Annotated in this window: 20 protein-coding genes; 14 read left to right on the top strand and 6 right to left on the bottom strand. The window is 69.2% G+C overall.

Going from position 1 to position 20,332, the window contains the following annotated elements:
- Positions 1 to 32: 32 nt before the first annotated feature.
- Together OZ671_RS15525 and OZ671_RS15520 are read right to left on the bottom strand one after the other, a co-directional pair.
- Positions 33 to 956 carry a LysR family transcriptional regulator gene (locus tag OZ671_RS15525; RefSeq protein WP_268861591.1) on the bottom strand — a complete coding sequence of 308 codons (924 nt, stop codon included), beginning with the start codon at positions 954 to 956 and terminating at the stop codon, positions 33 to 35.
- 109 nt (positions 957 to 1,065) lie between these two features.
- Entirely contained in the window at positions 1,066 to 1,989 is a 924-nt protein-coding gene (locus tag OZ671_RS15520; RefSeq protein WP_268861590.1) for a LysR family transcriptional regulator, read from the bottom strand.
- Positions 1,990 to 2,084: 95 nt separating this feature from the next.
- On the opposite strand from OZ671_RS15520, the gene OZ671_RS15515 reads away from it, so the two are divergent.
- On the top strand, positions 2,085 to 2,885 hold the full coding sequence (locus OZ671_RS15515; protein WP_268861589.1) for an NAD(P)H-dependent oxidoreductase: 801 nt from the start codon (positions 2,085 to 2,087) through the stop codon (positions 2,883 to 2,885).
- A 206-nt stretch (positions 2,886 to 3,091) separates the two neighbouring features.
- The gene (locus tag OZ671_RS15510) at positions 3,092 to 3,682 is read left to right on the top strand and encodes a membrane protein (protein ID WP_038303717.1); all 591 of its coding nucleotides are present in this window, start codon (positions 3,092 to 3,094) and stop codon (positions 3,680 to 3,682) included.
- 43 nt (positions 3,683 to 3,725) lie between these two features.
- Here OZ671_RS15510 and OZ671_RS15505 read toward each other — a convergent pair whose 3' ends face one another.
- The gene (locus OZ671_RS15505) at positions 3,726 to 5,531 is read right to left on the bottom strand and encodes a monovalent cation:proton antiporter-2 (CPA2) family protein (RefSeq protein ID WP_268861588.1); all 1,806 of its coding nucleotides are present in this window, start codon (positions 5,529 to 5,531) and stop codon (positions 3,726 to 3,728) included.
- A gap of 209 nt (positions 5,532 to 5,740) precedes the next feature.
- Between OZ671_RS15505 and OZ671_RS15500 the strand changes: the two genes are divergently transcribed.
- The gene (locus tag OZ671_RS15500) at positions 5,741 to 7,153 is read left to right on the top strand and encodes a CoA transferase (protein ID WP_268861587.1); all 1,413 of its coding nucleotides are present in this window, start codon (positions 5,741 to 5,743) and stop codon (positions 7,151 to 7,153) included.
- Here the strand turns inward: OZ671_RS15500 and OZ671_RS15495 are convergent.
- On the bottom strand, positions 7,150 to 7,761 hold the full coding sequence (locus tag OZ671_RS15495) for a TetR/AcrR family transcriptional regulator (protein ID WP_268861586.1): 612 nt from the start codon (positions 7,759 to 7,761) through the stop codon (positions 7,150 to 7,152). The genes OZ671_RS15500 and OZ671_RS15495 overlap by 4 nt on opposite strands.
- 77 nt (positions 7,762 to 7,838) lie before the next feature.
- Here OZ671_RS15495 and OZ671_RS15490 point away from each other — a divergent pair, with 77 nt between their 5' ends.
- Positions 7,839 to 8,768, top strand: a complete 930-nt coding sequence (locus tag OZ671_RS15490; RefSeq protein ID WP_268861585.1) for an alpha/beta fold hydrolase — start codon at positions 7,839 to 7,841, stop codon at positions 8,766 to 8,768.
- A 43-nt stretch (positions 8,769 to 8,811) separates the two neighbouring features.
- Here OZ671_RS15490 and OZ671_RS15485 read toward each other — a convergent pair whose 3' ends face one another.
- Positions 8,812 to 9,342: a hypothetical protein gene (locus OZ671_RS15485; RefSeq protein WP_268861584.1), complete on the bottom strand. Its 531-nt coding sequence runs from the start codon at positions 9,340 to 9,342 to the stop codon at positions 8,812 to 8,814.
- A gap of 106 nt (positions 9,343 to 9,448) precedes the next feature.
- Between OZ671_RS15485 and OZ671_RS15480 the strand changes: the two genes are divergently transcribed.
- Complete coding sequence (locus tag OZ671_RS15480; protein WP_268861583.1) at positions 9,449 to 9,721, top strand: hypothetical protein; 273 nt, start codon at positions 9,449 to 9,451, stop codon at positions 9,719 to 9,721.
- Between the two features lie 42 nt (positions 9,722 to 9,763).
- On the opposite strand, the gene soxR is transcribed toward OZ671_RS15480, so the two are convergent.
- Positions 9,764 to 10,228 carry a redox-sensitive transcriptional activator SoxR gene (soxR, locus tag OZ671_RS15475; protein WP_268861582.1) on the bottom strand — a complete coding sequence of 155 codons (465 nt, stop codon included), beginning with the start codon at positions 10,226 to 10,228 and terminating at the stop codon, positions 9,764 to 9,766.
- A 241-nt stretch (positions 10,229 to 10,469) separates the two neighbouring features.
- Between soxR and OZ671_RS15470 the strand changes: the two genes are divergently transcribed.
- From OZ671_RS15470 to OZ671_RS15430, 9 genes are all read left to right on the top strand, one after another.
- Positions 10,470 to 11,426 (top strand): DMT family transporter, encoded by a 957-nt coding sequence (locus OZ671_RS15470; protein WP_268861581.1) that lies wholly within the window; start codon positions 10,470 to 10,472, stop codon positions 11,424 to 11,426.
- Positions 11,427 to 11,549: 123 nt separating this feature from the next.
- Complete coding sequence (locus OZ671_RS15465; RefSeq protein WP_268861580.1) at positions 11,550 to 13,094, top strand: class I adenylate-forming enzyme family protein; 1,545 nt, start codon at positions 11,550 to 11,552, stop codon at positions 13,092 to 13,094.
- A gap of 55 nt (positions 13,095 to 13,149) precedes the next feature.
- Positions 13,150 to 13,944, top strand: coding sequence for an enoyl-CoA hydratase/isomerase family protein (locus tag OZ671_RS15460; protein WP_268861579.1), 795 nt, complete (start codon positions 13,150 to 13,152; stop codon positions 13,942 to 13,944).
- Positions 13,945 to 13,976: 32 nt separating this feature from the next.
- Complete coding sequence (locus OZ671_RS15455; RefSeq protein ID WP_268861578.1) at positions 13,977 to 15,215, top strand: thiolase family protein; 1,239 nt, start codon at positions 13,977 to 13,979, stop codon at positions 15,213 to 15,215.
- Between the two features lie 40 nt (positions 15,216 to 15,255).
- Positions 15,256 to 16,401, top strand: a complete 1,146-nt coding sequence (locus OZ671_RS15450; RefSeq protein ID WP_268861577.1) for an acyl-CoA dehydrogenase family protein — start codon at positions 15,256 to 15,258, stop codon at positions 16,399 to 16,401.
- A gap of 284 nt (positions 16,402 to 16,685) precedes the next feature.
- Positions 16,686 to 17,636 carry a LysR family transcriptional regulator gene (locus OZ671_RS15445; protein ID WP_268861576.1) on the top strand — a complete coding sequence of 317 codons (951 nt, stop codon included), beginning with the start codon at positions 16,686 to 16,688 and terminating at the stop codon, positions 17,634 to 17,636.
- A gap of 125 nt (positions 17,637 to 17,761) precedes the next feature.
- A complete protein-coding gene (locus tag OZ671_RS15440; protein ID WP_268861575.1) occupies positions 17,762 to 18,097 on the top strand; it encodes a hypothetical protein in 336 nt (111 codons plus the stop codon).
- 180 nt (positions 18,098 to 18,277) lie between these two features.
- Positions 18,278 to 18,988: a response regulator gene (locus tag OZ671_RS15435; protein ID WP_268861574.1), complete on the top strand. Its 711-nt coding sequence runs from the start codon at positions 18,278 to 18,280 to the stop codon at positions 18,986 to 18,988.
- Positions 18,985 to 20,307, top strand: coding sequence for an ATP-binding protein (locus OZ671_RS15430; RefSeq protein ID WP_268861573.1), 1,323 nt, complete (start codon positions 18,985 to 18,987; stop codon positions 20,305 to 20,307). The genes OZ671_RS15435 and OZ671_RS15430 overlap by 4 nt, the downstream gene beginning before the upstream one ends.
- Positions 20,308 to 20,332: the final 25 nt, after the last annotated feature.

Here is a 20,332-nt window from a genome sequence, read left to right as displayed (position 1 = left end):
GCGGCCGGGCTGTGGGGTCCGGAACCGGCCGGTCAGGCCGGCCCGCACGAGCGCGCCGGTCCCTTGCCGGCAAAGCGTTCGCGCGTCGCCTCGACGAACAGTCTCGACGGTTCGGAAATGTAGCCACGGCGCGGCAAGATCATCCAGATCTGGCGCGCGGCCCAGTCCTCCCGCAAGGCCACGGCGCAGAAGCGGTCGGGCTGGCCGAGCAGGCCGATATAGCCGAGCGGCATGATCGACACGCCGAGGCCGGCTCCGACGAGCTGCAGGGCGGCGTCGAAGGAACTGATCCGGGTGCGTACGCGCAGCGTCGCGTTGAGCCGCAATGCCTCGGTCTCCAGGCGCCGGGACAGGTCGCTGCCGGGGCGCAGGCCGACGAGATCGTAGGACAGGACCTCGTCGAAGCGGAGCTCCGCTCGCGCCGCGAGGGCGTGGTCGCTCGGCATCACCACCGCCAGCTGGTCGGTCACGAAGGGGATGAATTCGAGATCGTCGTCCCCGCCGCTGTGAAAGGCGAAACCGACATCGTGCTTCTGATCGCGGACGGAATTGACGATCTCGGCGCTGTTCAGCTCGTCGATCTGGAAACCGACGCGCGGATAGCGCTCGGAGAAGGATCGCAAGGCATCGGGCAGATGCAGGCAGACGGCCGACATGGTCGAGGCGACACGGATATTGCCCATGCCGCCACGCGTATAGTCGAGGATGTCATCCTCGATCATGCGGACGTCCTGCAGGATGCGGGTCGCGTGGCGCAGCACCGTCAAGGCCGGCGTGGTCGGCTCGAGCCCGCGCGCCGTGCGCTCGAACAGCGTCACGCCCAGCATCGCCTCGGCGTCGGACAGCCGCTTGCTGATGGCCGATGGCGAGATGTTCTGCTTCTTGGCGGCGGCCGCGATGCTGCCCTCGGTGATGACCGATACGAAATACCGGAGGGTCTGAAGATCCAGTCGCATATCCAAGCCTCGCACCGCGTCCATGCGCGCCGATTGTCCGATGCCGAAGGCCCCGGCACCAGCCTCGGGCAGGCGTCCTGGCGATGATCCCCAGGCGCGTGCCCAACGATCACCGCGCCGGCTCGATGCCGGGAATGGCGCCGATCCGCGCGGTGAAGAAATCGATGGCGAGGCGTACCCGGGCGATGCCGGCCCGTTCGGGCACGATCAGCATGCTCAGCGGCACGGCGGGCAGGGCGTAATCGGCAAGGATGACCTCCACCCTGCCGGCGCGCACGAGGTCATCGACCAGCCAGAGATGCGCCGGAGCGATGCCGCGGCCGGCGGCGATCGCCTCGCGCGCGGCAAGGCCGTGGTCGAGCCTCAGGCGGCTGCGCACGGCGACACGACGCTCGGTGCCGTCCGGCCCGGTGAAGGCGAGGCTGTCGCTGCCGGCTATGTTCGACATCCTGACGACGTCGTGGGCGGCGAGATCCTCCGGGGCCGCCGGCCGGCCGCGCCGGGCGAGATAGTCCGGTGCGGCCACCAGCACGCGGCGCGACCTGCCGAGCGATTTCAGCTTCGCGGCGCTGTCGGTGAGCGGGCCGAGCCGCAGGGCCATGTCGACGCCCTCCTTGACGAGATCGACGCGCTCGTCGGTCAGGCTGAGGTCGACGCCGATGCCGGGATGGGCATCCTGGAACGCGAAGACGAGGTGCGCGACATGCAGGACGCCCAGGGCGGCGGTGCAGGAGATGCGGATCGTGCCGGCCGTCGCGCCGCCTTCGCCACGGGCTTCGTCGCGCGCCTGCTCGACCAGCCGCAGGATCTGCACGCTGCTCGCATAATAGCGGCGGCCCTCGTCGGTCAGCGTGACGCGGCGGGTCGTCCGAGAGAGCAGGGGCACGCCGACCGCCGCTTCGAGCTCGGCCAGCTGGCGCGTGACGGTCGACTGGCCGAGCCCGAGTTCGCGCGCGACCGCCGAAAGATTGCCGCGTTCGGCAACCCGCACGAAGGTGCGCATGCGATCGAGCGTGATGTCGGATCTATCCATTTGTCGGCATAATCCTATCCATTCATCGCATCTACCGGATGGCGTACCGGGCGTCCATGTCCTGCGCGATTGTTCCGTTCCGAGGAGAGCCATCCATGAAGGTCCTGCTGGTCTTTGCTCATCCCGAGCCGCGCTCGTTCAACGGCGCGCTGCGCGATGTCGCGGTTGCCGAACTCAGCGCCCGCGGCCACGAGGTGCAGGTGTCCGATCTCTATGCCGCCGGCTGGAAACCGGCGGTCGACCGCGCCGATTTTCCCGGTCTCGACGGCGATCGGCCGCTGCAGCCGAGCCGGGCCTCGAAACAGGCCTTCCTCGCCGGCGAGCTGACGCCCGATGTCACGGCCGAGCAGGAGAAGCTCCGCTGGGCCGATCTCCTGATCCTGCAGTTCCCGCTCTGGTGGTTCACCATGCCGGCGATCCTGAAGGGCTGGGTCGACCGGGTCTTTTCCTACGGCTTCGCCTATGGCGTCGGCGAGCACAGCGACAAGCGCTGGGGCGACCGCTATGGCGAGGGCACCCTGGCGGGCAAGCGCGCCATGCTGATCGTCACGGCCGGCGGCTGGCCGGAGCACTATTCCGCCCGCGGCATCAACGGGCCGATCGACGACCTTCTGTTCCCGATCAATCACGGCATCCTGCACTATCCCGGCTACGAGGTCCTGCCGCCTTTCGTCGCCTACAAGGTCGACCTGCTCGGCGAGGCCGCCTTCGGCGCCGCGGCAAGCGCCCTGCGCCAGCGCCTTGCGGCCCTGGAGACCACGCCGCCGATCGCCTACCGCCAGCAGAACGGCGGCGACTACCTCGTTCCGACCATGGAGCTGAAGCCCGGGCTCGCCCCGCCCACGGCGAACGGTTTCGCCCTGCATGTCGGAGCGGCCGCGCGCGAACTCGGCTAGGTCCAGCCGCCCGGACCGGGCGGCACCGGCGCCGGCGCGGTGCCGGTGCGGCTCGGCCAAGGCCGCCAGATCCTGACGCCGAAAGTCGAATTCGAGGCTCCACCGCGCGCCGATAAGTTGCTAGTGATCCTTGTGATCTTCGACACTTGCTCGCGCTCGCCGCCGGGGCGGGGCAGATGCCGGACCCGGCCATTCGGGAAGGACGCATGGATACGGCAACGCATTCGGAAATCTTCTCCCATGTGAGGATCGTCCTCGGCATGGTCATCGGCCTCGGCATCACCCGGATCCTGATGGGCATGGCCAGCTTCATCCAGCATCCCGGCCGCTACCGCGTCTCGGTGCTGCACATGGCCTGGGCCGTGTCGATCCTCATCGAACTGGTCCTGTGGTGGTGGTGGGAATTCGGCCTGACCCGGGTCGACCGCTGGAGCTTCGGCGTCTTCCTGTTCCTGATCTGCTATGCCGTCGTGCTCTTCTCGCTGGCGGCGCTGCTGTTTCCCGACAACATTGCCGAATATGACGGCTACGAGGACTATTTCATCAAGCGCCGGCGCTGGTTCTTCGCGCTGCTCGCGGCCACATTCGTCCTCGATATCGTCGACACGATCATCAAGGGCGCGGCGCACTGGCAGCGTCTCAGCGCCGACTATCTCGTGCAGGTGCCGTTCGGCCTGACCCTTTGCGTGGTCGCCTGGATCTTCGCCAACCGGCGGGTCCAGCTCACGGCCGTCACCGTGCATGTCGTCTACCAGGCCTACTGGATCATCCGGGTGTTCAACACGATCCACCAGTGAGGCGCGACGAGCGGGTTGCCCGTGCCGGCCGGGCGACGGCGTCCTATTCGTCGGTCACGCTCTCGTCCGTCACGCGGCGGCCGGTGCCGGCACGCCTTGCTTCGTTCGGCTTGCCGCTGAACAGCGCTCGGCCGGCCATCTGATCGCCGACCAGTTCCAGCTCCAGCCGCTTCTCGTCGCGGTCGCGAAGTTCCGCGGTGATCTCTTCGATGGTCGCGGGCGTCGCCCCCAGCGTCTCCAGCGCCTTGCCGCCGAGCACCAGCGCCGATTCGAAGGTCTCGCGCACCTGTCCGTCGACGCCGGCATGGATCAGTTCCATGGCATGGCGCCGATCGTTGGCACGGGCGAGAACCGGCACGAAGGGAAACTCCGCCTTGATCAGCTCGACGATCCGCGTGGCGTCCTCGATGCCGTCGACGCAGACCATGACGGCACGCGAGCGCCCGGCGCCGGCGGCGTGAAGGATGTCGAGACGGGTGCCGTCGCCGTAGTAGACATTGAAGTCGAACCTGCGCGCCACGGCGATCATCTCGACATCGGTGTCGATGATGGAAATGTCGTGGCCGCCGGCGAGGAGGAGCTGGCTCGCGATCTGGCCGACGCGCCCGAAGCCGATGACCAGCACCGTGCCGCGCAGGTCCTCGGGCCGCTCGACGCCGTCGGTCGAGGGAGCGGCCGGCCGCTGGGCCAGCCGCAGCGCCATCATGGCGAGCGGCGTCAGCGCCATGGAAATGATGATGATGGCGGTGAGAATGGCGTTCTCGGCGCCGTTGATGATGCCGGCGGCGAGCGCCGCGCCATAGAGCACGAAGGCGAACTCGCCACCCTGCGCCATCATCACGGCGCGGTCCAGCGCCTCGCGGTGCGGTGATTTCAGGAGCCGGGCGACGGCATAGATGACGAGCGCCTTCACGACCATGTAGGCGACGACATAGAAGGCGATCAGCCGCCAGTTCCTGGCGACCACCGCGAGGTCGAGCGACATGCCGACCGCGATGAAGAACAGGCCGAGCAGGATGCCGCGGAACGGCTCGACATCGGCTTCGAGCTGGTGGCGGAAGCTCGATTCCGAGAGCAGCACGCCGGCGAGGAACGCACCCATCGCCATGGAGAGGCCGCCCGCCTGCATGGCATAGGCCGCGCCGAGCACGACCAGCAATGCGGCAGCCGTCATCACCTCGCGCGCGCCGGCCTGGGCCAGCACGCGGAAGAACGGGCCGAGCAGATAGCGTCCGGCGACCACCAGCCCGGCGATCGAGGCGAGGCCGAGACCGATCGCGGTCCAGTTGAGGCCGCCGCCGGCCGCGGCGTTGCCCGGCGCGATCGGGGCGAGGAAGGAGACCAGCGCCAGCAGCGGCACGATGGCGAGATCCTCGAGCAGGAGGATGGCGACGATCCGCTGGCCGGCCGGCGTCGTCGTCTCCTTCCGCTCGCCGAGAAGCTGCATGACGATCGCCGTCGAGGTCAGGACGAAGCCGGCCGCGGCGACGAAGGAGGGCGCGACGGGAAAGCCGGTGGCAACCCCGATCGAGGTCAGCAGCAGCGCGCAGCCGATCACCTGGACAAGGCCGAGCCCGAAGATCTCGCGCCGCAGGCCCCAGAGCCGCGAGGGCCGCATTTCGAGCCCGATGATGAACAGGAACATCACGACGCCGAGCTCGGCGACATGCAAGATCGCGGCGGGATCGGTGAGGACCCTGAGGCCGAAGGGGCCGATAACGACGCCCGCGGCGAGATAGCCGAGGATCGAGCCGAAGCCGAGGCGCTTGAACAGGGGCGCCGCGATCACCCCGGCGCCGAGCAGCGCCACGACGGGCAGGAGGTCGACTGCGTGCGATTCCGCGGCCATGCTTGTCCCGCCTCCCGTGCCCCGACGCGCCGCCGCGCGCCGCCCGGCCAGCTAACGGCAGTTTGCCGCCGACGGCAATCCGCGCCCGGTCCGACCGGCTGGCAGCCGCCGGCGCATGCCTCCCCTGAAGCAGTTGATTCGCCTGATCAATATTGACAATGGCGGCGCCGCCGCCGAGCTCTCGCCGATCTGTCGAAACGGAGGCGGCCATGTCCGACCATGGTTTCAGCGCCGGCCGGGAGCCGGCCGATCATTATCTCGGCGCGATCTGGACGGCCGCGGGCGGCGATGCCGTTCATCTGCGCCATCTCGATTGCGCGGGGACGGGCGCGCTGGCCTCGGTGTTCCCCGTCACCGATCTCGCCGCAGCCGCGATCGGCGCGGCGAGCCTGGCGGTCGCCGAGTTCGCCGCGCTGCGCTCGGCCGCCTTTGCCGCGGTTCAGGTCGACCGGCGCCTCGCCTCGTTCTGGTTCCTCACCTCGCTGCGGCCGCAGGGCTGGTCCATGCCGCCGCCCTGGGATCCGATCGCCGGCGACTATCGGGCCGCCGATGGCTGGATCCGGCTGCACACCAACGCGCCGCATCACCGCGACGCGGCTCTCGCCGTGCTCGACACCGTGGCCGATCGCGCGGTGGTGGAGCGCGCCGTCGCGACCTGGGAGGCGACGGCCCTGGAGGCGGCGATCGTCGCCAACAATGGCTGCGCGGCTTCGATGCGAAGCCTCGTCGAATGGGCGGATCACAGCCAGGGGCGCGCCGTCGATGGCGAGCCGCTGCTGCACCGGAGGCTGTACGACGGCGGTCGTCCGCCGCAATGGCCGTTCGCCGCCGGTCGGCCGCTGCAGGGGATCCGCGTGCTGGATCTGACCCGCATTCTCGCCGGCCCGATCGCAACCCGTTTCCTCGCCGGCTTCGGCGCCGAGGTGCTGCGCATCGACCCGCCCGGCTGGGAGGAGCCCGTGACGGTGCCGGAAGTCGCGCTGGGCAAGAGCTGCGCGCGGCTCGACCTGAAGCAGGCGGACGACCGCGCCGTGCTCGAACGGCTGCTCGCCGGAGCCGACGTCGTCGTCCACGGCTATCGCCCGGACGCACTCGTCCGGCTCGGGCTCGATGCCACGCGCCGGCGCGCGATCAATCCCGGCCTGGTCGACGTCTCGCTCGATGCCTATGGCTGGACCGGGCCGTGGGCCGGGCGGCGCGGTTTCGACAGCCTGATCCAGATGAGCACCGGCATTGCCGAGACCGGCATGCGCCTGCTCGGCCGCGACCGGCCGACGCCGTTGCCAGGGCAGGCGATCGACCATGCCACCGGCTACCTGATGGCGACCGCCGTCATTCGCGGCCTGACCGAGCGGCTTGCCACCGGGCGGGGCAGCGAAGCACGGGCTTCGCTCGCGCGCACGGCACAACTCCTCGTCTCCGGCGGCGGCCAGTCCGCGGACGCCGCACCGCTTGCTCCCGAACGCCCGGACGACCTCTCCGAAGCGATCGAAGAGACCGGGTGGGGGCCGGCCCGGCGGCTCCGCCCGCCGGCCACGATCGAAGGCATCCCGATGGCCTGGGACCGGCCGGCCGCGCGGCTCGGCACGGCGCCCGCGTGCTGGCCGTCGGACCGTCGCTAGATCTCAGCCTTGCCGTGGCGCGCGGCAATGCCCGCGATGGTTTCTTCGACGATGTCCTGCAGGTCCGCCCGGGTTGCGCCGTCCCTGGCCTGGATCGACATGCCCTGCATCACGGCGGTGAGGTAGCGCGCCAACCGGGACAGGTCATGCTCACCGGCAAAGGGCCGCAGCGCGTCGGCGATCCTGTCGCGCATCCGCTCGCGCCGGTCCGCGACCTCGCGGGCAAGTGCGGAATGATCGGGGTGGCAGGCCACCATGCCGCTCGAAATCGGGCAGCCGCGCTCGCGCGCCGGATGGACCACCGAATCGGCCGCGTTGTCCAGCAGCAGCCGGATCGCCTCGGCGAGCGAGCCCGCCGCGTCCGCCGTCGCCGCGTCGCATGGACCGAAGCTGCGTTCGTACCGATCGATCGCCTCCCGGTAGAGCCCCGCCTTGCTGCCGAAGGCGGCATAGAGGCTCGGCGGCGCAATGCCGATCGCTTGCGTCAGATCGCCGATCGATACGCCTTCATAGCCATGGCGCCAGAACAGGCGCAGCGCGGTTTCGATCGCCGCCTCGCGGTCGAAGCTCCAGGGTCGCCCGCCGCGTGATTTCGCCTCGCTTGCCATAGCGCTCACTAAACAACCCTTGACGGAGCGAGTCAAACGGGTTGAATAGCAATCGCTAATCAACTTGGAGAAAGCCGATGAGCCCCTCTCGACGCGTCGTCCTGGCCGGTCTTGCCGGTCTTGCGGCCGGGTCGCCCGGCAAGGCGCAGGCGTCCGACCGGGCGGACGCATCCGCGCCCCCGACGGCGCTGTTCACGGTGCACTCGCGCGATGGCACGCAGCTTTCAGGGCAGGCCCAGGGCGATCGGCAGTCGCCGGAAATCCTGTTCATCCACGGCCTACGCCAAAGCCGGCTGAGCTGGGACAAGCAGTTTGCCGATCCGGCGCTCGCCGGCTTCCGCCTCGTGAGCTTCGATCTGCGCGGCCATGGCGATTCCGACAAGCCGGCCGCACTCGAAGCCTATTCCGAGGCCGATCGGTGGGCGGACGACGTCGCGGCGGTCATCGCCGCCGCAGGCCTGCGACGTCCCGTCCTCGTCGGCTGGTCGCTCGGCGGTTTCGTGGCGGGCGCCTATTTGCGCAAATATGGCGGATCGGGCATTGCCGGCATCAATCTGGTCGATGCCGTCACCCGGCTGTCGCCGGATCTGCTCGGCGAGGACTCGGCAAGGTTCGGCCGCACCACGGTCTCGCACGATCTCGCCGAGCGCACGGCGGCCACGGCCGAGTTCCTGGCCGCCTGCTTTCACCAGCCGCCAGGCGCGGCCGACATGCAGCGCATGCTGGTGGTCAACGGCATGGCGGCCCGGGCCGTCGGCGAGGGTTTCGTCAAGACCGAGACGGCCGATCTCGAGCCCGTCTTCCAGGCCTATGCCGGTCCGATTCTCCTGACCCATGGCCGGCACGACCGGCTGGTCCGTCTCGCCATGTCGGAACGGATCAAGGCGATGCACGCCAACAGCCGGCTTTCGGTTTTCGACGCGAGCGGCCACAGTCCGTTCTACGAGGAGCCGGAGCGTTATGGCCGGGAGCTTGCCGAATTCGTGCGGGCCGCCGCTCGCGGCTGACCGGTCGTTCGGGCGGAGCCGAAGCGCCGCCGCGCGGGGCGCATCAGCCGTTGATGTCGCGCTCCCGGCAGCTCAGCCGCGCGAATTCGCCCGGTTCGCGGCCAAGCCCCAGCTCGGCCAGTCGCGCGCGTATGTCGGGCTGGTCGATGCTGACGCGGCATTTGTTGGCGGCCGCGAAGGCGGTCAGCTCGGACCGGTCGCCGCTGAGGCGCAGGATCGCGCCCGAGCCTTCGCTGACGCAGCAGCCGACATATTGCGTCATATATTCCTCCTCGATCACCAGGAGGTTCTGGCCGAGGAACTGGAAGGGCCGCTTCAGCACGCGATAATCGGTATAGTCCATGCGCCGCGTCGGCCGCCGGTCGACATAGCCCGCGGCGATGAACTGCCGGATGGCAGGGCCGGCCTCCAGGCGGCCGCCGGAGGACGGGTGCAGGCCCATGCCCGCCGCCAGAGCCCGCCGCAGACCATCGGGCGATGGCTGCGCTGTCGCCGGCACGGCCAGCGCAGTCGCCATGACGAGGACGGCCACGGCCAGAAGCCGCCTTGGACGATCCGGTATCCTGCGAGCCATCGGCTGTTTCCTCGTCTCTCCGCCGGCGACGCCGCGACCGGCATGTCCGCGCCCGACGGATTCTCAGCCTGACCAGGATAGCGGAAGGCGCGGCGAAGGCCATTGCATGTCCTTGGCCAGCCTTGGCTCGCTGCCCTCGCTCCTCCGCGGCAATTTCGCGGCGATCGGCATGGGAGATGGGCGCCGCGGCGACGGCAAGAGGGCGGAGCACCGGTGGACGATGCTTGCGGGAGACGGCAAGGTCGCGGGCCGGCCCTCAGCCGGCGCAATGTTTTCGCTGGCCTCCTCGGCGGTGCAGCCGCATCGGGCCTGGTCCACGCCGGCGCCGACGATCGAGACCGGCTGGTCGAGGCGCTGCACCGGGCCTTCGCCGGTCTGAGGCACGACGACGGGCCCGAGAGGGCGCTCGCGGGGCTGCAGGTCAGGATCCTGCGGTCGCCGCGATCAGCCGGCGCGGACCGCTGCCCTGGCGGCCGAGGCGGTCCCCGGCATTGCGCAAGGGGCATTCCTCCAGCGACAGGCAGCCGCAGCCGATGCAGCTCGTCAGCTGGTCGCGCAGCTGGGTGAGGCTGACGATGCGCTCCTCCAGCATGGCGCGCCAGGTGTCGGTGAAGCGCTGCCAGTCGGTGACGCCGGGCACATGGTCGTGCGGCATGTCGGCAAGCGCTTCGTGGATGGTGGCGAGGGGAATGCCGGCGCGCTGGGCAATGCGGATGATGGCGATGCGGCGCAGCACGGCGCGGTGATAGCGGCGCTGGTTGCCGGCGGTCCGCCAGCTCCGGATCAGGTCCTTGGCCTCATAGAAATGCACGGTGGAAACCGCGACGCCGCTACGCCGGGCGACGTCGCCGACGGTCAGCATGCGCTTGAGCCCGTGATCGGTCATGCGCCAAACCCCAACTATAGCTGAGGTCTTGTAGCAGGGCTGCTGCTGCGCCGCCATGGGCGGCGTGCCCTCCGGCCTCCCGGAAAGAGGCGGGCGACGGCGCGCGCGCCGGGCGCAGCCGATACTCCGTTTCCTATGGCCTGATATGACGGCCGCGCGCTGGTTCCGGGAAGCCGTCTCCGTCAGCCTGTTGTTCCGAACGGCTGTCATATCCGCATGGCCGGCCCCCCGACCGGACGCCATGTCGCAAGCCGCCCCACAGTCATCGGTCCCGCCGGCGCGTCTCGCATCCGGCCTCGCCGCCCTTGCCGGCGCCGTGCTGCTGCTCGGCATCGGCTGGCCGGTCAGCCGTTTCGCGGTCATGGGCGGCGCCGCGCCCCTGTGGCTCGCCTGCGGCCGCACCGCGCTGTCGGCGCTGGCGACCGCCGCGGTCCTCATCGCGCTCGGCCGGCTGCGCCCGCCCGGCCGGGCCGATCTGCCGGCCGTCATGATGCTCGGACTGCTGCAGATCGCCGCCTATTTCACCCTGTCCTATGCGGCTCTCGCCTGGATCCCGGCCGGCCGCACGGCGCTGTTCTCGAATGCGACGACCCTCTGGGTCGTGCCGCTGTCGCTGGTCGTGCTGAAGGAGGCGATTCCGCCCATCCGCTGGTTCGCGGTGGCGGTGAGCCTTGCCGGCCTTGTGGTGATGGCCGGACCCTGGGGCACGGACTGGAGCTCGCCGCCGGCGCTCGTCGGCACGGCCTTCCTGCTCGGCGCGGCCCTCGTCTGGGCGACCGCCATCGTGGTCATCAGACGCTCGCCGCCGCAGCGTCCGGTGCTCGACCTGATGCCCTGGTGCTTCGGGCTCGCAAGTCTTGCCATGCTGCCCTTCGCCATGCTGCAGCCGGTCGGGCATTGGGACGGGACCAATCTTGCCGTGCTCGCCGCGCTCGGTCTGCTGGCCGGCCCGCTCGGGGTGTGGTGCACCATGCAGGTGCAGATCCGCCTGCCGGCCGTGGTCGCCTCCATCGGGTTGATGATGGGGCCCGTGGTCGGCATCACCCTTTCGGCGCTCTGGCTCTCCGAACCGCTGACGCCGGATCTCGTCGTCGGCGCCCTCCTGATCGTCGGCGGCGCGGTGGTCGCCGCAGCCGGAGATCGCCTGACCCGGTCAGGAGTGACGCCGGGGTCGGCGGGACGACGCGACGGGCCATGACCTTTAGGAATAGAACGGGAAAATATTGAATTGGACGATTGGCTCCTCGCGGCCGACGATGACGCCGCGATGAAAGAAGCTGCCCGCGAAGAGGCGGCTCACGGCACAGGGGAGCCAGGGCCAATGGACCTTCGCACGCAGATGCGCCGCGCCGCCGGCTACTTCGCCGACCGGGAAGCGATCGTTCACGGCACGCGCCGGCTGACCTATGGCGAGGCCTGGACGCGCGGCGTGAGGCTTGCCAATGCGCTGGCCGAGCTCGGCCTGAAGCCCGGCGAGCGGATCGCGACGCTCGAAAAGAATTCGGTCGAGGCGGTCGACATCTATCTCGCCGCGGCGATCGGCAATTTCATCCGGGTGCCGCTCTATGCCCGCAACCGGCGCGAATCCCATGCCCAGATGATCGGCAATACCGGGGCGCGGCTCGCCATCGTCGACGAGGCGCTGTTGCCGGAGCTCGCCGGCCTCGATGCCGAACTGCCCGACCTCCAGCGCATCGTCGTCCGCGACAAGGACTATGAGGGCTGGCTGGCCGCGGCCTCCGACCGCGATCCCGATCCCCCGGTCCGGCCGGAGCAGTATTGCGTCATCCGCCATACCGGGGGCACCACCGGAAAACCGAAGGGCGTTGCCTACAGCCACCGCAACTGGCTCGCCATCTGCGCCTCGTTCCTCGAGCCGGCGCCGAAGGCCCAGCTGGGTGATGCCGTGCTGCATACAGGGCCGCTGTCGCATGCCTCCGGCTTCATGTTCTCGCCGTTCTGGGCGGTCGGCGGCCGCAACGTCATGATCGACGCTTTCGAACCCCTGTCGTTCCTGGCGACGCTGGACAAGGAGGAGATCGGCTACGGTTTCGTGGCGCCGACCATGCTCAACGCCATCGTCGCCCAGCCGGCGGCCTATGGCCGGCGGTTCCCCAAGCTGAAGGCGCTGATGATCGGTTCGGCGCCGCTGTCGGAGCGCACGGCGCTGAAATCCGCCGAGGTGTTCGGCGCGGCGGCGATGCACTCGGCCTATGGCCAGACCGAGGCGCTGGTGGTCGCGGCCATGGGGCCGAAGGACTGGTTCGCCCGCATCGAGGGATCGGCGCCGCTGCGCGCGGTCGGCCGGCCGCTCGCCGATACCGAGATCGAGATCCGCGATCCGGACGGCCGCGTGCTCGGGCCGAACGAGGAGGGCGAGATCGTGGTGCGCGTCGCGACGCGCCAGATGGACGGCTTCTGGAACGATCCGGCCGAGACCGAAAAGCGTCTGGTCGACGGCTGGGTCAGGACCGGCGATGTCGGCACGATCGACGGCAACGGTTTTCTCTACCTGCTCGACCGCGTCAACGACATGATCATTTCCGGCGGCTTCAACATCTATCCGGCCGAGCTTGAAAACGTCATCCAGGATCACCCGAAGGTGCAGGCCGCGGCGGTGTTCGGCATCCCTCATCCGAAATGGGGCGAGACGCCGCTGGCCATGGTGGTGGTCGCGCCGGGCACCGAGCTCGCCGAGCAGGAGATCATCGACCTCGTCGCCGAGCGGCTCGGCTCGATGAAGAAGCCGTCCAAGGTGGTCGTCACCACCGAGCCGCTGCCGCTCAGCAATGTCGGCAAGGTGCTGCGCTCGAAGTTGCGCGAGCCCTACTGGGCGGGCCAGGAGCGCCGCATTTCCGGCGCCTGACGGCCAGCCGCCGATCCCGCATGCCGGCACGGCCGGCGATCAGGAGGTTCTTCGCGTGTCCTTCGAACAGATCATCGTCGAGCGGCGCGGCGCCGCGCTCTGGATCACCCTGAACCGGCCGGCGGCGCTGAACAGCCTGACGCCGACGCTTGGCCGCGAGCTCGGCCGCGCGCTCGACCTCGCCGAGGCCGATCCCGCCATCCGCGCCGTGGTGCTGACCGGGGCGGGCCGCGCCTTCTGCGCCGGCGCCGACCTGATTGGCATCGGCAGCGCCGCGGACGGACAGGCGATCGCCGCGCGGATCGCCGCGCTGCTGCCGGTCATCGGCCGCGCGTTCGACCGGCTCGAGGCGTCGCGGCTGCCGGTCATCGCCGCGGTCAACGGCCTTGCGCTTGCCGGCGGCCTCGAGCTCGTCCTGTGCTGCGATCTGGTGATCGCCGCGGACAGCGCGCAGTTCGGCGACGCCCATGCCAATTACGGCCTGCTGCCGGGCGGCGGCGGCTCGATCCGACTGCCGCGCAAGATTGGGCCGACGCGGGCCAAATACCTGATGATGACCGGCACGTTCGCGAGCGCCGAGGAGATGCGCGCGGCGGGGCTGGTCAATACCGTGGTGCCCGGCGACGGGCTCATGGAGGCGACGCGCGACCTCGTCGCTGCACTCGCCGACAAGAGCGCGCTCGGCCTTGCCCGGATGAAGGAGCTGGTGGCGGCCGCGACCGACCTGCCGCTCGCCGAGGGCCTCGCCCGCGAGATCGAGGTGATCACCGCCTATGCCGGCTCGGCCGACATGCGCGAGGGGCTCGATGCCTTCCGCGAGAAGCGCAAGCCGCGGTTCACTGGCCGGTGAGCTGTGGGACATCAGGACGACAGGACGCGATCATGACGGATATCTTCATTGCAGGCGTCGGCATGACCGCCTTCGGCAAGCAGCTCGACCGGAGCCTGAAACATCTCGGCGCCGAGGCGACCGGCCTGGCGCTCGCCGATGCGGGGGCGGCGCAGCGCGACATCGAGGCGGTGTTCTTCGGCAATTGCGTCCAGGGCCATATGGAAGGCCAGGACATGATCCGCGGCGAGATCGTCGCGCGCGCCATGGGCATCGAGAGGGTGCCGGTGATCAATGTCGAGAATGCCTGCGCCACCGCCAGCACGGCGCTGCATCTCGCAGCCGCCTATGTCCGTTCCGGCGCAGCCGACATCGTGCTGGCGCTCGGCGCGGAAAAGATGTTCTCGACCGACAGGGCGCGCATGTTCGGTGCCTTCGACGGTGCCTGGGACGTGCACGAGACCGAGGCGAACCGGGACATCCTGCTCGCCATGGGCGAAGGCGTCGCGGTGCCCGAGGGCACCATGTCGACGCAGCCCTACAGTATCTTCATGGACGTCTACGCCGCCATGTCGCGCGCGCACATGCGCACCTACGGCTCGACGCAGGCGCAGCTCGCCGCCGTCGCGGCCAAGAACCATGTACATTCGACCGGCAATACGCTCGCGCAGTACCGCGTGCCGTTCACGGTCGAGGAGGTGTTGAAGGCCGCGCCGATCGCCTATCCGCTGACGCTGCCCATGTGCTCGCCGATCAGCGACGGCGCGGCGGCCGCGGTGATCTGCAACGCAACCGGCCTGAAGCGGCTCGGCGGCGGGCGCGACCGCGCCGTCCGCATTCTCGCTTCGGTGCTGCAGACCGGTTCGGAGCGCCAGCCGACCGACTATGACCGCCATGTCAGCCGGCTCGGCGCTGCGCGCGCCTATGAGCTCGCCGGCGTCGGACCGTCCGAGATGGACGTCGCCGAAGTGCATGACGCGACGGCGACCGGCGAGGTGATCGAGGTCGAGGCGCTCGGGCTGGTGCGGCCGGGCGAGGGCGGCCTAGCCGCGGAGCGCGGCGAGACGGCAATCGGCGGCCGCATCCCGGTCAACCCGTCCGGCGGCCTCGAATGCCGGGGTCATCCGATCGGCGCGACCGGGCTCGCGCAGGTCCACGAGCTCACCCTGCAGCTGCGCGGCGAGGCCGGCGGCCGGCAGGTGGCGGGCGCCCGGCTCGGCATTGCCCAGAACGGCGGCGGCATTGTCGGCGTCGAGGAGGCGGTGACCGCCGTCACCATTCTCGGCCGCTGAGCCGTTCAGCGGTCCCGCAACTCCATCGAGGACGAGAGCCATGATCCCGGAGCGGTCCGAAGAGCAGACGATGGTGGTCGAGAGCCTCAGGCGTTTTCTCGACAACAAGCTCGAACCGGAGATCCGGGCCCATGGCCAGGGTTTCATTCCGAAACCGCTGATGCGGCAGTGGACGCAGGCGCTGACCACCTTCGGCCATGTCACGGCGCCGCACGAGGAGCGCTGGGGCGGGCTCGGCCTCGGCTGGCTCACCCATCTCCTCGTTTTCGAGGAGATCGCCTATTCCTCGCTCGACGTCGCCATTCCCGGCTTCATCAACGCCTGCGGCGCGGAGCTCGTCCGCCGGCTCGGATCGGAGGCGATCAAGGCACGCTATCTCGCCGACCTCGTCGCCGCCGAAAAGTTCATCGCGATCGGCATTTCCGAACCGGATGTCGGTTCCGACGTCGCCGCGGTGAAGACGCGGGCGGTGCGCGACGGCGACCACTGGGTGATCAACGGTGAAAAGACCTGGATCACCAACGGCGCCTATTCCGACCTGTTCATCTGCACCTGCCGGACGGCCGAGAACGAGATCAGCCATATCCTGATCGACCGCGAGGAGAGCGGCTACGAGGCGCGCAACATCGAGAAGATGGCGCTGAACGGCCAGTCGACGGCGCAGATCTTCCTCACCGACTGCCGCGTGCCGGTGGCCAACACGCTGGGCGAGCTCGGCGCCGGCCTGCGCAACACGCTCCAGCTCTTCGAGATCGCCCGCTGCCACATGGCCATGTGGAGCATCGGCATTGCCAGGCGCGCGATGACGGAAGCGATCGGCTATGCCAAGGCTCGCGTCCAGCACGGCAAGCCGATCGCGGGGCACCAGCTGGTCGCCGACAAGATCGCCACCATGGCCACCAAGATCGACGCGGCGCGGCTTTTGACCCATCGCGCCATCGGGCTGGTCGAAGCCGGCATGCGCGCGGAACGCGAATGCGCCATGGCCAAGTGGTATGCGACGGAGATCGGCATCGCGGCGACGCGCGATGCCTTGCAGATCCATGGCGGCAATGGCGTCACCCGCGACTTCATCGTCGAACGCCTGGCGCGCGAGGCGATCATCTGCCCGATCCCCGACGGCACGACCGAGATCCAGAAGCTGATCATCGCGCGCGTCCTGACGGGCGTGCAGGCGTTCCGCTGAAGCGCGGGGGGGCCGGCCAGCCGGCGAACGGCATGCCACGGAGGATCCGGGGCCGCTGCCGGCATTGCGAGGGCATGCAGGCGGCGAACGGGCCGGACCGGCGGGCAGCCATGGCGATCGGTCTTCGGTTTTCGATGCGGGCCGGGCTGGCGCGGGCCGCGATCGCGATGTGCCCAACGCGGTGACCGGCGGGCCTGCCATTCCGCGCCGATCGGCGGGCTGGCATCGGTCGGCCGCGCGAGCTAATTCATTCTGCCGCTTCATCATTCCTGCGGGGAATGCCGATGTTCGACCCTCGCCTGAAACATGCCGTGGCCGTGGGCCGCCTCGGCTCCTTCTCCCGGGCGGCTGATGCCGTCGGCGTCACCCAGTCGGCCGTGACCAAAAGCGTCGCGGATCTCGAACGCAGCCTTGGTTTTGCGCTGTTCCATCGGACCTCGCGCGGTGCGCTGCCGACGGCGGAAGGGCGCGACTTCATCGACCGGGCCGCGCGCCTGCTGGCCGATGCCGCCGAGCTGATGGGCGAAGCCGAACGCCGCGCCGACCCCTACAAGGGGCCGCTGCGCATCGGCCTGTTTCCGGGCTCGATGGACTGGCTGCTGACCGAACCGCTGATCGCGCTGATCCGGCGGCATCCGGCCGTGCGGATCGAGATCCTCACCGGCAACAGCGAGCGAGGTGTCCAGCTCCTGTCGCGCGGCGACATCGACGTGGCCTTCGGCCTGCAAGCGGCCTTCGGCGTCTGGTCGCAGCTCCGGTGCGAAACGATCGCCTCGGCCGAGATCGTGCCCTTCGTGCGCCAGGACCACCCGATCCTGGCGCATCACCCGATCGGCGAGGACATGCTGATCCGCTACGACTTCGTCGTGCCGTCGTCGTCCGAGCCCTATACATCGATCATCCAGGAGATGTTCGAGCGCCACGGCCATCGCCCGAGCGACCGGCTGCATATGACCGACCATTTCCCGCTGATGCGCCGCATCGTCGCCTCGTCGGATGCGATCGGCCTGGTCGCCCGCGAATTCGCGCGGACGCCGCGATTCCGCGAGCGGTTCACCGTGCTGAACGAGGTCAAGGTGCTGGAGCCGCTGGTGATGTGCTACGCGGTCCGTACCCGCTGGCCGGTCAAGCCGGCGGTCCGGGCGCTCATCGGCGAGGTGCGCCATGTGCGTGCGCGGGTCGCAGCCCTTCTGCAAAACGCGGAGGACATGGATCAGCCTCGCTCGCACGCGTGATTGTTGCCAAATGTATTCGGACGATGTCGAAATATAATGTTGTAATATAAGCGTTGAACGACATTGGAGCGTCCAGCATTTTCGTCCGTGACGACCTGGATTCAGGGTCGAGAACGGAGAAAATCATGTCACTTCCCGCACGTTTGCTGGCGTTGACGCTGTTGGCGGCGGCGCCGGCCATGGCGGCCCAGCCGGTGCTGGCGCAGGGCGCCAGCGATGCCGCGCAGTCCTACTCGACCGAGGAACGGGCCTTCCTCGACGGCTACATCCGCCGCACCGCGGCGCCCTCCCAGACCATCCCGGGCGAGATCACGGTCGGCTCGCAGCTCGCCGGCAACCTCACCTATCATGCGATCGAGGGCCATCCGCGCTTCCGCGGCCAGCGCTACATCCACGTCAATAACAACCATGTGATCGTCGACGGCAGCAACCGCGTGATCGCGATCCACCGCCATCACTGACCGGGCCGATCGGCGTGGCCGGGCCTGCCGTCGCCGCCGGCGGCGGGTCCGGCTCGACCCTTCGGCGAACGCGCCGTACAATCCGTAACAATCGGGAAACATGTCCTCATGTTTCGCACTGTAGGGTCGCTGGGTGCCGGGTGCCGGTGGCGCCCCCTCATCCTCTCGTTGCGAGACCCCATGAGCGAACCGCATATCCTCCTGGTCGACGACGATGGCGAGATCCGCCGGCTCGTCACCAAGTTCCTCCGCGAATCCGGCTTCCGTGTCACCTCGGTGCGCGACGGCCGGGAAATGCGCGAGACACTGAAGTCCACGAGCGTCGACCTCATCGTCCTCGACCTGATGCTGCCGGGCATCAGCGGCCTGGAACTCTGCCGCGAGCTGCGCGCGGAATCGGCCATCCCGATCGTCATGCTCACCGCCCGCGGCGACGATCTCGACCGTGTGCTGGGCCTCGAATTCGGGGCCGACGACTATATTTCCAAACCGTTCAACACGCGGGAGCTCGCCGCGCGCATCCGCGCCGTGCTGCGCCGGACCACGGCCCAGGGTGAGACCCGGCTCGATCCCTCCTGGCGCTTCACCTTCGACGGCTGGGTGCTGGACACCCGCCGGCGCGAGCTCGTCAACGACCAGGGCGTGGTCGTCGATCTCTCGACCGGCGAATACGATCTTCTCCTGTCCTTCGTCGAGGCGCCCCAGCGCGTGCTCTCGCGGGACCATCTGCTGGATGCGGCGCGCAACCGTGTCTCCTCGGTGTTCGACCGCTCGATCGACGTGCAGGTCAGCCGGCTCCGGCGCAAGCTCGGCGGCGACGGCACCCCCGACATGATCAAGACCGTGCGCGGTCTCGGCTATCTCTTCGTTCCCGAGGTCGCCAAGGCGTGAGGTGGCTGTTCGAGACCCTGGTCGGGCGCACGGTCATCGTCCTGCTGCTCGGGATCGTGACCGTCCAGGGCGCCAGCCTCTGGTACTACGAGGCGACCCTCAACAACGAGGCGGTGCTGGCCAGCGAAAAGCAGCTCGCCGATCGGATCATCTCGATCTATCGCGCCGTGCTGCACGCGCCGGAACGCGACCGCGACGGCATCACCCACGACCTCGCCGGCGGTGTCATCGAAGCGCATTGGGGACGCCAGCCGAATGCCGTGGCCAATGAGCGGGTCATGTCGACCTGGAACGGCCTGCGCGAGCGGCTGATCGCCTTGAAGACCGATTTCGTCGAAGGCGACCTGATCGTCGGTGTCGACCGGCTGGACACGACGAGCCATCTGGCCTCGATCTCGATGAAGCTCTCCGACGGGTCCTGGCTGAATGTCGACCTGGTGCCGGCCCATGGGCTGCACGTCCGGTCCGACAGCGCGATCCTGTCCACCAGCCTGATGGCGCTCGGCGTCGTCATCGTCACGATTCTCCTGATCCGCTGGCTGACCCGGCCGCTCGATCTGTTCTCCAAGGCGGCGCGCACGCTCTACAGTTCCACCGACCGCGCGCCGGTGCCCGAGACCGGGCCGCGCGAGATCCGCACCCTCGCCCGGGCATTCAACGAGATGCAGGCGCGCATCCGCCGCCTCGTCGGCGCGCGCACGCAGGCGCTTGCCGCCGTCTCGCACGACCTGAAGACGCCGCTGACGCGTCTCAGGATGCGGCTCGACGAGGTCGGCAATGCCGAGACGCGCCAGGCGATCGCGGCCGATCTCACGGAGATGGAGAGCATGATCGACGCGACGCTGGGCTATCTGCGCGGCGATCGCTCGGAGGAGGAATTGCGGCCGGTCGATCTCGTCGCGATCCTCGGCACCATCGCCGCCGACGCCCAGGACGCAGGAGCGGAGGTCAGCCTTCAGTCGCCGCGCTCGATCGTCGTGCGCGGACGTCATCTGGCGTTGAAGCGCGCGATCACCAACATCGTCCAGAACGCCATCAAATATGGCGGCCGCGCCGGCATCGCCGCGCGCGCCGAACACGACAAGGCGCGGATCACCGTGGAGGACGATGGTCCGGGCATTCCCGAAGCCGACATGGACACGGTGTTCGAGCCGTTCACGCGGGTCGAGCGTTCGCGCAACCGGGACACCGGGGGCTTCGGCCTCGGGCTGACCATCGCCAGCGAGATCATCCAGGCCCATGGCGGCACCATCGGCCTGGAAAACCGTACGGAAGGCGGACTGAGGGTCACCGTTCTGCTGCCGCGCCAGTCCGATTGACGCCGTCACACTCCGTTACAGAGGC

This window comes from Phreatobacter sp. AB_2022a (genome assembly GCF_026847585.1).
GTDB lineage: Bacteria > Pseudomonadota > Alphaproteobacteria > Rhizobiales > Phreatobacteraceae > Phreatobacter.
Note: the sequence above shows the minus strand (reverse complement) of the source record. Positions and strands in the feature narration are given on the sequence as shown.